The 12188-nt window shown below is 72.0% G+C and carries 13 protein-coding genes; 10 read left to right on the forward strand and 3 right to left on the reverse strand.

Annotated features, from left to right (window positions below):
- Positions 1-93: 93 nt before the first annotated feature.
- The 3 genes from ACZ6W9_RS26380 (at position 94) to ACZ6W9_RS26390 (ending at position 2714) form a co-directional block, all read left to right on the forward strand.
- Positions 94-393, forward strand: a complete 300-nt coding sequence (locus tag ACZ6W9_RS26380) for a DUF4193 domain-containing protein (protein WP_362939618.1) — start codon at positions 94-96, stop codon at positions 391-393.
- 85 nt (positions 394-478) lie between these two features.
- Entirely contained in the window at positions 479-1285 is an 807-nt protein-coding gene (locus tag ACZ6W9_RS26385; RefSeq protein WP_389960403.1) for a hypothetical protein, read from the forward strand.
- Between the two features lie 52 nt (positions 1286-1337).
- Complete coding sequence (locus tag ACZ6W9_RS26390; RefSeq protein ID WP_389961121.1) at positions 1338-2714, forward strand: alpha,alpha-trehalose-phosphate synthase (UDP-forming); 1377 nt, start codon at positions 1338-1340, stop codon at positions 2712-2714.
- 184 nt (positions 2715-2898) lie between these two features.
- On the opposite strand, the gene ACZ6W9_RS26395 is transcribed toward ACZ6W9_RS26390, so the two are convergent.
- Positions 2899-3201 (reverse strand): DUF4235 domain-containing protein, encoded by a 303-nt coding sequence (locus ACZ6W9_RS26395; protein WP_362939623.1) that lies wholly within the window; start codon positions 3199-3201, stop codon positions 2899-2901.
- Positions 3202-3285: 84 nt separating this feature from the next.
- Here ACZ6W9_RS26395 and valS point away from each other — a divergent pair, with 84 nt between their 5' ends.
- The 7 genes from valS (at position 3286) to ACZ6W9_RS26430 (ending at position 10485) form a co-directional block, all read left to right on the forward strand.
- Positions 3286-5859, forward strand: a complete 2574-nt coding sequence (gene valS / locus ACZ6W9_RS26400) for a valine--tRNA ligase (protein WP_389960405.1) — start codon at positions 3286-3288, stop codon at positions 5857-5859.
- Positions 5860-6151: 292 nt separating this feature from the next.
- Entirely contained in the window at positions 6152-7555 is a 1404-nt protein-coding gene (locus tag ACZ6W9_RS26405) for an AI-2E family transporter (RefSeq protein WP_389960407.1), read from the forward strand.
- A gap of 11 nt (positions 7556-7566) precedes the next feature.
- Positions 7567-8121: a PaaI family thioesterase gene (locus ACZ6W9_RS26410; protein ID WP_362939632.1), complete on the forward strand. Its 555-nt coding sequence runs from the start codon at positions 7567-7569 to the stop codon at positions 8119-8121.
- Entirely contained in the window at positions 8118-8561 is a 444-nt protein-coding gene (dut, locus tag ACZ6W9_RS26415; RefSeq protein WP_389960409.1) for a dUTP diphosphatase, read from the forward strand. The genes ACZ6W9_RS26410 and dut overlap by 4 nt, the downstream gene beginning before the upstream one ends.
- 52 nt (positions 8562-8613) lie before the next feature.
- Positions 8614-9315 carry a DUF3710 domain-containing protein gene (locus ACZ6W9_RS26420; protein WP_389960411.1) on the forward strand — a complete coding sequence of 234 codons (702 nt, stop codon included), beginning with the start codon at positions 8614-8616 and terminating at the stop codon, positions 9313-9315.
- 49 nt (positions 9316-9364) lie between these two features.
- Positions 9365-9757 (forward strand): OB-fold nucleic acid binding domain-containing protein, encoded by a 393-nt coding sequence (locus ACZ6W9_RS26425; protein ID WP_389960413.1) that lies wholly within the window; start codon positions 9365-9367, stop codon positions 9755-9757.
- Between the two features lie 32 nt (positions 9758-9789).
- Complete coding sequence (locus ACZ6W9_RS26430) at positions 9790-10485, forward strand: DUF3159 domain-containing protein (protein WP_389961123.1); 696 nt, start codon at positions 9790-9792, stop codon at positions 10483-10485.
- Positions 10486-10763: 278 nt separating this feature from the next.
- Here ACZ6W9_RS26430 and ACZ6W9_RS26435 read toward each other — a convergent pair whose 3' ends face one another.
- Positions 10764-11432, reverse strand: a complete 669-nt coding sequence (locus tag ACZ6W9_RS26435; RefSeq protein WP_389960415.1) for a potassium channel family protein — start codon at positions 11430-11432, stop codon at positions 10764-10766.
- A complete protein-coding gene (locus ACZ6W9_RS26440) occupies positions 11432-12097 on the reverse strand; it encodes a potassium channel family protein (RefSeq protein WP_362946835.1) in 666 nt (221 codons plus the stop codon). The genes ACZ6W9_RS26435 and ACZ6W9_RS26440 overlap by 1 nt, the downstream gene beginning before the upstream one ends.
- Positions 12098-12188: the final 91 nt, after the last annotated feature.

Consider the following 12188-nt stretch of genomic DNA (forward strand, 5'->3'; position numbering starts at 1 on the left):
AAGTCTCTTCGTCGGATTGGGCACAACTCGTGCCTCTCAGACGTTACACGCGCGAACGGGCGCAAAGAGAGATGAGGGGGATGGAGCAAACCGATGGCCACTGATTACGACAGCCCACGCAAGACCGACGACGACCTCAACGAGGACAGTCTTCAGGAACTGCAGGCGCGCCGTACGGACAAGTCCTCGGGCAGTATCGACATCGACGAGACCGATCTCGCCGAGTCGCTCGAACTGCCGGGCGCGGACCTGTCCAACGAGGAGCTCTCGCTCCGGGTGATCCCTCGTCAGGCCGACGAGTTCACCTGCGCGCGCTGTTTCCTCGTGCACCACCGCAGCCAGCTCGCCACCGAGAGGAACGGCCAGCAGATCTGCCGGGAGTGCGCGGCCTGACGATCGTTCCGATGGCCTGTCCGAGGTGTGTTCTCCCGTGGAAGGGTAAGTGCGCGCCAGGACGGCCTTGAGGAGGTTCCGCGACATGACTTCGAAGAGGGGCAAGACCGGTGGCTCGCCGGAGGATCCCGCGCCCGCGGGGGAGGCCGGCGCACCGGAACGGGAAGTGGCGGAGATCGTCGGCAGGCTCACCGAGCCCGGTGACATCAAGGGCGCCGAGCGGCGACGGCTGCTCGGCCGCCTGTCCGCGGCGCTGGCCGCGGGAGCGAAGAACGCCAGGAAGTCGGGCGTCGGCCGGGGACGCTGGCTGGCCGACGTGTTCATGTCCGTGGCCCCCCGGATCCCCGTCCGGGACCTGGCCACCCTCTCCGAGCACCATCACGGCCTCACCGCCGAGGCGCTGGCCGACGACCTGGTCCGCACGGCGGGCAAGGCGACCATGACGGTCGGCGCGATCGGCGGAGCCCTCGCGGCGGCCGAGTTCGCCGCCCCGCCCCTGCTGCTCTCCGCCCCCGCCCAGCTCGTGGCCGAGACCCTCGTCGTGGCGGCCATCGAGGTCAAGCTGCTCGCCGAACTCCACGAGGTGTACGGCGTGCAGATCCCCGGCGGCGGCGCCCAGCGGGCCGTGGCGTTCGTGAACGCCTGGTCCAAGCAGCGCGGCGTCGACCCCGCGGCCCCCGGCTCGGTCACCGTCGCCCTCGGGACGGCGGCCAAGACGGCCCTGCGCAACCGGCTGATGCGCACGCTCGGCCGCAACCTGACCACCCTCGGCCCCTTCCTCACCGGCGCCGTGGCCGGTGGCACGCTCAACCGCGCCGCGACCCGCAAGCTCGCCGAGGTCGTGCGCGCCGACCTGAGAAGCCGCCACGAACTCCCTCCCGCTAAGTCATAAAAAGTCCCCAACTGGGTAGTTGATAGAACAAACCAACTCCCTGGAGGATTTCGTGCCGGGCCGCAGCTCGTTTCTGATCGTCGCAAACCGCCTTCCCGTCGATCGGGTGGGGGAGGGGACGTGGCGGCGCAGCCCCGGCGGACTGGTCACCGCGATCGCTCCGGTCCTCCAGCGGAGGGAGGGCGCCTGGATCGGCTGGCCCGGATCCCCCGACGAGCACCTCGACCCCTTCGACCACGACGGCATGCACCTCATCCCCGTGCCGCTGTCGGCGTCGGAGGTCGAGCTCTACTACGAGGGCTTCTCCAACTCCACACTGTGGCCGCTCTACCACGACGTGGTCGCCCCCCCGGTCTACTCGCGCGTGCTGTGGGACGCCTACCGCACGGTCAACGAGCGCTTCGCCCGCGCCGCCGCCGAGGAGGCGGCCGAGAACGCGGTCGTGTGGATCCAGGACTACCAGCTCCAGCTGGTCCCGGCCATGCTGCGCGAACTCCGCCCCGACCTGCGCATCGGCTTCTTCCTGCACATCCCCTTCCCGCCGGGCGAGCTGTTCTACCAGCTCCCCTGGCGGCGGGAGCTCCTGGAGGGCCTCCTCGGCGCCGACCTGGTCGGCTTCCAGCGCCCCGGCGGCGCGTCCAACTTCACCCGCCTCTGCCGCCGCCTGCTGGGCCTGCAGCACCAGAAGAACGAGATCCACCTGGAGGGCGGCCGGGTGGTCCGCGCCGCGGCCTTCCCCATCTCGGTCGACTTCGGCGAGTTCGACTCCCTGGTCCGCCAGCCCCACATCGTGGAGCGCGCCAAAGAGATCCGTTCCGAGCTGGGCGACCCGGAGTGCGTGCTGCTCGGCGTCGACCGGCTCGACTACACCAAGGGCATCGGCCAGCGGCTCAAGGCGTTCGGCGAGCTGCTCCACGAGGGCTCCATCAAGCCGGGGGAGGCGGCGTTCGTGCAGATCGCCACCCCGAGCCGGGAGCGGGTCGAGGAGTACATGCGGCTGCGCGACTCCATCGAGCTGCAGGTCGGCCGGATCAACGGCGAGCAGGGGGAACTGGGCCTGCAGCCGGTGCAGTACATGCACCAGTCCTACGGCCGCGACGAACTGGCCGCGCTCTACCTCGCCGCCGACGTCATGGTGGTGACGCCGCTGCGCGACGGGATGAACCTGGTCGCCAAGGAGTACATCTCCTGCCGCCACGACCTGCGCGGCGCGCTGGTGCTCAGCGAGTTCGCCGGCGCGGCCGACGAGCTGCGACAGGCGTTCCTGGTCAACCCCTACGACATCGACGGCCTCAAGCGGGCCATGCTCGCCGCGATGCGGGCCACGCCGCACGACCTGTCGCGGCGGATGCGCTCGCTGCGCCGCCGGGTCTCGACCTACGACGTGGACCGCTGGGCGAAGGACTTCCTCGCCGACCTGGAGTCCTGACCGCGCCGCCCGCGCGGCCGTCCGCCGTACGGCCGGCCCGGCGCCCCGGCGCGCCGTCCGTGACCACCTGTGACCGCCGTACGGCCGGCACGCCGTGCGCGCCGCCCGTGATCGCCCGCGCCCGCCTGTGCCCGCCGTACGCACTCCCCGAGGGAGGCCCGTACGGCGGGCGCGCGGAGGCGGGTCAGGAGACGGCGTCGCGCGCGGTGGACTTCACGGCCTTCCAGGCGTCGTAGCGCTTCCTGGCGGTACGGCCGGCGAGGATCTGCGCGACCTGCATGCCCACGCCCATCACGATGGCGTAGCCGATCGCCTCGCCGAGTCCGACGTCGAGCGACTCGGTGTCCACGGGGGGCTTCCTGCCGGTCGTCTTCTCCCAGGCGAACCCGATGGCCTTGCGCGCGGCGAAGGCCGTCGCCAGGCCCACCAGGCCGCCGATGGCCCGCCACGCCATGTCCTGCTGCTGCTTATCGCTTTTGCCCGGCATGTGCTCCCTGCCTTTGTATCGCTTTGCAGAAGAACACTAACCCTCCCCGTCGCGGGAACGCGCGAAGCCATACCATGGGGAGGCATGACACACCAGCGATCACGCCATGCGGCCATGCCCGGGAAGCCGACTCTCGACGGGCTGGAATCCGTATGGGCCGCCCGCTGGGAGGCCGAGGGGACATACCGCTTCGACAGGTCGCGCAGCCGGGACGAGATCTACTCGATCGACACCCCGCCCCCGACCGTCTCCGGATCCCTGCACGTCGGCCACGTCTTCTCCTACACCCACACCGACGCGATCGCCCGCTTCCGGCGCATGCGCGGCCGCGAGGTCTTCTACCCCATGGGCTGGGACGACAACGGCCTGCCCACCGAGCGCCGGGTGCAGAACCACTTCGGCGTGCGCTGCGACCCCTCCGTCCCCTACGACCCCGCCTTCCGCCCGCCGGCCGACCCCGACCCCAGGCGGCAGGTGCCGATCTCGCGCCGCAACTTCATCGAGCTGTGCGAGCGGCTCACCATCGAGGACGAGAAGGCGTTCGAGGAGCTGTGGCGGCGCCTGGGCCTGTCGGTCGACTGGTCGCTGACCTACGCCACCATCGACGGCGGCGCGCGGGCCTCCTCCCAGCGCGGCTTCCTGCGCAACCTCGCCCGCGGCGAGGCATACCTCGCCGAGGCGCCCACGCTGTGGGACGTCACCTTCCGCACGGCCGTCGCCCAGGCCGAGCTGGAGGACCGCGAGCACCCCGGCGCCTTCCACCGGATCGCCTTCACCGCCGCCGGGGGTCCGGCCGCCGGGCAGCGCGTCTGGATCGAGACGACCCGGCCCGAGCTGCTGCCCGCCTGCGTGGCGCTGGTCGCCCACCCCGACGACGAGCGCTACCGCCCGCTGTTCGGCACCACCGTCGCCACGCCGCTGTTCGGGGTCGAGGTGCCGGTGCTGCCGCACCACCTGGCCGAGCCCGGCAAGGGCTCCGGCATCGCGATGGTCTGCACCTTCGGCGACGTCACCGACATCGTCTGGTGGCGAGAGCTGAACCTCCCCACCCGCCCGGTCATCGGCCGCGACGGCAGGCTGCTGCCCGACCCGCCCGCCGGCGTCCCGGCCGGGCCGTACGGCGAGCTGGCCGGCCTGACCGTCCACGGCGCCCGGGAACGGGTCGTGGAGGCGCTGCGGGTCTCGGGCGAGATGGACGGCGAGCCCCGGCCGGTCAAGCGCCCGGTGAAGTTCTACGAGAAGGGCGACCGCCCCCTGGAGATCGTCACCACCCGCCAGTGGTACATCCGCAACGGCGGGCGCGACGCCGGGCTGCGCGAGGCGCTGCTGGAACGCGGGCGGGAGCTGTCCTGGCACCCGGAGCGGATGAGGGTCCGCTACGAGTCCTGGGTGGAGGGCCTGGCGGGCGACTGGCTGATCTCCCGGCAGCGGTTCTTCGGCGTGCCGATCCCGGTGTGGTACCCCCTCGACGCCGCGGGCGAGCCCGACCGCTCCCGGCCGATCCTGCCGGACGAGTCCGCGCTGCCCGTCGACCCCGAGAGCGACGTCCCGCCCGGCTACACCGAGGACCAGCGCGGCAAGGCGGGAGGCTTCATCGCCGACCCGGACGTCATGGACACCTGGGCCACCTCCTCGCTGAGCCCGCAGATCGCGGGCGGCTGGGGGATCGACGACGAGCTGTTCCGTAAGGTCTTCCCGATGGACCTGCGCCCGCAGGCCCACGAGATCATCCGGACCTGGCTGTTCTCCACCGTGGTCCGCGCGCACCTGGAGCACGGCACCCTGCCCTGGCGCAACGCCGCCATCTCCGGCTGGATCCTCGACCCCGACCGCAAGAAGATGTCCAAGTCGGTGGGCAACGTCGTCACCCCCCTGGGCCTGCTGGAGCAGTACGGCTCCGACGCGGTCCGCTACTGGGCGGCGAGCGGCCGGCCGGGCACCGACACCGCGTTCGACGTCGGGCAGATCAAGGTCGGCCGCCGCCTGGCGATCAAGATCCTGAACGCCTCGAAGTTCATCCTCGGCCTGGGCGAGGCCGGAAACGGACCGGACGGCGGACCGGCGGGCTCCGGGACCGCCGGGACCGCCGAGATCACCGAGCCGGTGGACCTGTCGATGCTCGCCCGGCTGTCCCAGGTGACCGGCGAGGCCACCGAGGCGTTCGAGTCCTACGACTACACCCGCGCGCTGGAGCGGACCGAGCGGTTCTTCTGGGAGTTCTGCGACGACTACCTGGAGCTGGTCAAGAACCGCGCCTACGGCGAGGGCGGCCCCGCCCGCTCGGCCCGCGCGGCGCTGCGCGAGGCCCTCGACGTCCTGCTGCGGCTGTTCGCGCCCTTCCTGCCGTTCGTCACCGAGGAGGTCTGGTCCTGGTGGCGCGAGGGCTCGGTGCACCGGGCGCCCTGGCCCGAGGTCCGCGAGACGGGCGGCCGGCCCGACCTGCTGCCGGCGGTGGCGGCGGTCCTCGGCCACGTCCGCAAGGCCAAGTCCGACGCCCGGCTCTCGATGCGCGCCGAGGTCTCCCGGCTGAGCGTCACCGGCGCCCAGGCGGACCTGGTGCGGCAGGCGCAGGACGACCTGTGCGGCGCGGGCGTCGTCGAGGAGTTCGTGCTGGAGCCCGCCGAGGGCGAGCTGACGGTGGAGGTCGCCCTCACCTGAGCCCACGGGAATCTGTCCTCCGCGTCGGGCGGTCCTGCCGTACGGTCGAGGCACGGACCGGTCCAGGGCAGGCGAGGGGAGGACGGCGCATGACGCCAGGGTGCGGCAGCTGCAACTGCTACCTCGAGGACAGAGTGATCTCCCGGCCGCCGGGAGAGCGCTGATCCGGTGCCCGCTGAGGGGAGGCCCGGCGTCCCGCCGGGCCTCCCCTTTGCCGTTCCTTGGCCGGTCTCTTCCGAGTCCGGGTGTTGACCATGCGCGCCGCAGGCCGTGACGTGACAGTCTGGAACGCGTGATCTCCGACCGGGAACGTCTGAAGCATCTGGTGCCGCTCACGCTGCTCCGCATCGCGGCCTGGAGCCTGTGCCTGATCATCATCGGCTGGGCCGTCTTCTACTTCGCGCAGTTCATCGCGACGCTGCGCATCGTGGTGCTGCCGGTGGCGATCGCGCTGCTGCTGACGGCGCTGCTGTTCCCGGTGACCCGCCGGTTCCGGGCGGCGGGGATGCGGCCGATCTACGCCACGTGGCTGACCATGCTGATCGCGTTCGCGGTGCTGGGCGGCATCGGCTGGTTCATCGGACTGCGGGCCAACGACGAGTTCCCCCGGATGGTCGACCAGGTCAAGTCCACGATCAAGGATGTGGAGAACTGGCTGTACAGCGGGCCGCTGCACCTGCAGCGCAGCCAGATCAGCTCCTGGATCGACAACCTCACCGAGCAGCTCAGCGCGAGCCGCAACCAGATCACCCAGACGGTCCTCACCGGCGCCACGGTCGCGGCGGAGGTGCTGGCCTCCCTGGTGCTGGTGATGTTCATCGCCTTCTTCCTGCTCAAGGACGGCGACCGGATCTGGTCGTGGTTCCTGAGGGCGTTCGGCTCGGCCGCGCCCCGCGTCGACCGGGCCGGCCGCACCGCCTGGACGACGCTGTCGCACTACGTGCAGGGCACCGTCGCGGTGGCCGCCGTGCACGGCGTGGTCATGGGCATCGTGCTCGCCGGGATGGGCGTGCCGCTCTGGGCGCCGCTCGCCGTACTGATCTTCCTGGCCAGCTTCATCCCCATCGTCGGCATCCTCTTCGCCGGCGCGGTCGCGACCGTGGTGACCCTCGGCGCCCAGGGGCCGGTCTACGCCCTGATCTTCCTGGGGATCCTGGTGGTCGAGCAGCAGCTGGAGAACCATGTGCTCCAGCCGCTGATCGTCGGCCGGGCGCTCGACTTCCACCCGCTGGCGATCATCCTGGTGCTGGCCGTGGGCGGCGTCCTGGCGGGCATCGCCGGGGCCGCGGTGGCGGTGCCGATCGCCGCGGTGATCTACCGGGCGCTGCCCGCGCTGGCCGGCGACCAGCGGGCCCTGCCGCCCGCCCCGCCGCACGAACCGCCCGGCGGGTCCGGGGACGCCGGGGGGCCGCAGGGCCCGCCGTCCGCGGCCGAGCAGGCCGGAGACGCCCCGCCCGCCTCGACCTCGACCGTCTCGGCCGGGGACGTCTCGGCCGGAGACGCGCCGTCCGCAGACGTCTCGGCCGGAGACGCGCCGTCCGCGGACGTGCCGGCCGGAGACGCGCCGGGAGGGTCGTCCGGCGCCGCCGGGGAGGCCGGGCCGCCGGAAAGGACCGTTCCCTCCGAAGCCGGAGGGAACGCCGATCCGGCGGGGGAGGATCCGGTGAATGAGGAGTCGCCGCAGCCCAGGCGGTAACGTTCTGCCTCGTGACCCGTTCAGCCCTGACGACCCCTCCGCCCGGCGCGGCCGGCCCCCGGCCGGCCTCCGGCGCGCCCGGCCCCGGTGAGCCGCTCGGCTCCCACTACAGCCGCTGCTTCGGCTGCGGCGACCGGCACCCCACAGGCCTGCACCTGAAGGCCGTCACGCCCGACGGGGAGACGGTGGTCGCCGAGTTCACCGTCGCCGAGGCCCACCAGGGCGCCCCGGGCCTCGCGCACGGCGGCGTGCTCGCCACGGCGATGGACGAGGTCATCGGCATGTCCATCTGGCTGTTCCGCCGCCCCTACGTCACCGCCCGGCTGGAGACCGACTACCTCGCGCCGGTCCCGGTCGGCACCACCCTGCATCTCCGGGCCTGGTGCACCGGGGTGTCGGGCCGGAAGGCGTACCTTGAAGCCGAGGGGCGGATCGGTTCCGCCGACGGACCGGTCGCCGTACGGGCCGCCGCCCTCTTCGTCGAGGTGGGCATGGAGCACTTCGCCGAGCACGGCGACGCCCAGGCACTCCTGGACGAGCATCACGACTACGAGGTGAACCCGTGAGCGAGAAGGTCGAGGTGCTGATCAGCCGGATCGACGCCGGGCTGCCGCTGCCGGACTACGCCCACCCGGGCGACGCCGGCGCCGACCTGCGCGCGGCCGAGGACGTCGAGCTGCCGCCGGGCGGGCGGGCCACCGTGGGCACCGGCGTGGCGATCGCGCTGCCCGACGGCTACGCCGCCTTCGTCCACCCGCGCTCCGGCCTGGCGGCCGAGCACGGCGTGACGATCGTGAACGCGCCCGGCACCGTCGACGCGGGTTACCGTGGCGAGATCAGGGTGACGCTGCTCAACACCGACGCCGGGCGGGCCGTACGGCTGCACAGGGGAGACCGCATCGCGCAACTGGTGGTCCAACGGGTCGCCAGGGCGGTGTTCCACGAGGTGGACCGGCTGCCCGGGTCGGCGCGCGGCGCCGGAGGCTTCGGCTCCACCGGCCGCTGAGAGCCGGCGGGCGACCAGCCGGTGGCCCGCCGCAGACGAGACTTCAAGGAGCGTGAGGAAAGTGTTCGGACGCCGCCGTCGCGAGGAGTCCCCGGCCCCGGCCGAGGGGTTCGCGCGGACCGAGGAGCCCAAGGGGACCGCGGAGGGACCGGCCAGGGAGTCCGGGCCGTGGGACGCCGCCGACGCCTACCCCGAGCGGGAGCGGGTCGATCTCGGTGGCCTGCGGCTGCCGATCGACCAGGGGTTCGAGGTGCAGCTCAACCTCGCCGGAGAGCAGATCGTCGGCGCGGTCATCCTGGCCGAGGAGAGTGCCCTGCAGGTGCATGCCTTCGCCGCGCCCAAGCGCAACGGCATCTGGGACGAGGTACGGGCCGAGCTGGCCGCGGGCGTGAAGACCGCGGGCGGGACGGCCGAGGAGAAGGACGGTCCGTTCGGCGTCGAGCTGGACGCGCGGGTCCCCGCGGAAGGGGTCGCCCAGCCGGTCCGCTACATCGGGGTCGACGGCCCCCGCTGGTTCCTGCGGGCGGTCCTCAGCGGCCGCGCCGCGACGGACGCCGAGGTGGCCGCGACGCTGGAGGACGTGATCCGTGACATCGTCGTCGTCCGCGGGGACGAGCCGATGGTGCCGAAGGAACCGATCGAGCTGCAACTGCCCCCGGAGGCCCGCCAGGCCATGGAGCAGCAGGCCGGGGCCCCGAACGGCCGGGACCTCCGGCCGTTCGAACGGGGGCCCGAGATCGCCGAACTCCGTTGAACCACCGGATCGCGTACGCTGTTGCGACACGTATCTGAAGGAGAAAGTCGTGGGTTCTCAGGAACCGCATAAACAGCGCGGATTTCGGAGCTTCTTCCGGCGGCTGACCACGAGTCAGGAGGAGCTGGAGGCCGACGAACTCCAGCAGGACCTCGACCGCCACGGCGCCACCCCCATCGTCTCCTGCGCCGGGCGCCGCAGGTTCTGCGTGACCGGTACACTACGTACGGTTACATTACGTCCCCGCGGGGGCGCCCCCGCGCTGGAGGCGGAGCTCTACGACGGTTCCGACGTGGTCGAGCTGATCTGGCTCGGCCGCCGGAAGATCGCCGGGATCGAGCCGGGCCGCATGGTCCTGGCCGAGGGGCTCGTCAGCGTGCAGGACGGCCGCAAGGTGATGTTCAACCCGCGCTACGAGCTGCGTCCCGCGGGCGGTGCGTGACCCATCGACGAGCACGGAGCGTGAACGACAAGATGACCACCCCCGAGCCCTCCGCCGGGACGTCGAAGCCGGGGCCGGCGGCGTCCACCGAGACCGCCGCGCACGACACCGTCGAGGCGGCGATCCGCGTCCAGCTCGCCAAGGCGTTCGGCGGGGTGCGGGGCGTCGTCGAGGCGGCCGTGCCCACGATCTTCTTCACCCTGGCCTGGATCACCACCTCCGACCTGCGGCAGTCGCTGACCGTCAGCATCGCGGCGGCGGTGGTGCTGCTCGTGGTACGCCTGGCGCAGCGCTCGACGCCGCAGTTCGTCCTCAACAGCCTCGTCGGCATCGGGATCGGCGCGTTCTTCGCCTCCCGCACCGGTGAGGCCCGCGACGTCTACCTCCCCGGCATCCTGTACAACGCGGGATACGCCGTGGCGATGCTGCTGTCCATCGTCACCCGGTGGCCCGTGGTGGGCTTCCTGATCGGGTCGGTCACCGGCGACCCGACCGGATGGCGCGCCGACCCGGCGGTGGTGCGGCTCTGCTCCAGGCTCACCTGGCTGCTGCTGGTCCCGTGCGTGATCCGGGTGGCGGTGCAGCTGCCGGTCTACCTCATCGGCGGCAACGACGCCGTGGCCGAGCTGGGAATCCTCAAGATCGTCATGGGCTGGCCGCTGCAGATCGCGGGTCTGGCCGCGATGGTGTGGCTGCTGACGAGGGGCAGGACCCCGGTCCGTACGTAGCTCATTGCGACAGTGTTCATGGCGACGCTGCGCGTCGCGGCTCGGGGGCTGGTAACCGGTGTCTTCCCTCGTCGCTCCGTCGCTTCGCTCCTGCGCTCCTCAGTCCAGACACCGGCGCCCCCGAGCGGGTCCAGACACCGGCGCCCCTGTGCTCAGGCGACACTGCGTGTCGCGGCTCGGGGGCTCTTATCCGGTGTCTTCCCTCGTCGTTCGCTCGCTGCGCTCGCTCTCTCCTCAGTCCAGACACCGGCGCCCCCGAGCGGGCTCCCTCCCGCGGCTCAGCCTGTTGTGCGGGGGGACAGGAGTCGGGCCAGCTCCTCCTCGACCTCCTGGTTGGCCACGAACATCAGCTCGTCGCCCGCCTCCAGCGGATCGTCCTCGCTGGGCACCAGCACCCGGCCCTCGCGCAGGATCGCCACCAGCGCGGTGTCGGTGGGCCACGGCACCGACCCGGCCCGGTGGCCGACGACCGGCGCGTCCTCGGGCAGCGTGAGCTCGACCAGGTTGGCCTGGCCCTGGCGGAAGGTCATCAGCCGGACCAGGTCGCCCACGCTCACCGCCTCCTCCACCAGCGCGCTCAGCAGCCGCGGGGTCGAGACGGCGACGTCCACCCCCCACGACTCGTTGAACAGCCACTCGTTCTTGGGGTGGTTGATCCGGGCGACCACGCGGGGCACGCCGTACTCGGTCTTGGCCAGCAGGGAGACGACGAGGTTGACCTTGTCGTCGCCGCTGGCGGCGACGACCACGTGGCAGTCGGCCAGACCCGCCTCGTCCAGCGAGGAGATCTCGCAGGCGTCGGCGAGCAGCCACTCCGCCCGCGGCACCGTGTCGATCTTGATGGCCCTGGGGTCGATGTCGACCAGCAGGACCTCGTGGCCGTTCTCCAGGAGCTCGGCGGCGATGGACCGGCCGACGGCGCCGGCGCCTGCGATGGTGACGCGCATCAGTGCCTCTCCTCCGGAGCCCCGGACAGCACCTTGTTGATGCGGTCCATGTCGTTCCCCGCCGCCATGACGTGCAGGATGTCGCCCTCCTGCAGCACGGTGTCGTTCTTGGGCAGCAGGGTCTCGCCCATCCGGTTGACGAAGGCCGTACGGGTGCCCGCCTCCGCCTCCAGGTCCCTGGTCCTGGTGCCGATCCAGCCCGGGTGATAAGCCACCTCGGCGAGCACGACGGTCCCGGTGGGGTCGCGCCACAGCGGTTCGGCGCCCTCGGGCAGCACCCGCCGCAGGATCTGGTCGGCGGTCCAGCGGACCGTGGCCACGGTGGGGATGCCGAGCCGCTGGTAGACCTCGGCGCGCCGGGAGTCGTAGATCCGGGCCACCACGTTGTCCACGCCGAACGTCTCGCGGGCGACCCGGGCAGAGATGATGTTGGAGTTGTCGCCGCTGCTCACCGCCACGTAGGCGCCGGCCGACTCGATCCCGGCCTCCTCCAGCACGTCGCGGTCGAAGCCGATGCCGGTGACCCGGCGGCCCCGGAACCCCGCCCGCAGGCGGCGGAACGCCTGGGGGTCCCGGTCGATGATGGCGACCGAGTGGCCGCTGTCCTCCAGGATGTGCGCCAGCGTGGATCCGACACGCCCACACCCCATGATCACGATATGCATGCTCCCCCGCCGGTCGTTTGAGGCGGATCTTGCTCCGAATGTACTCAGCCAGTATGACCCGGAGGGGGAGTGCCGTGTCGGCGGGGTTTGG

The sequence above is a fragment of the Streptosporangium sp. NPDC053982 genome (assembly GCF_055585205.1).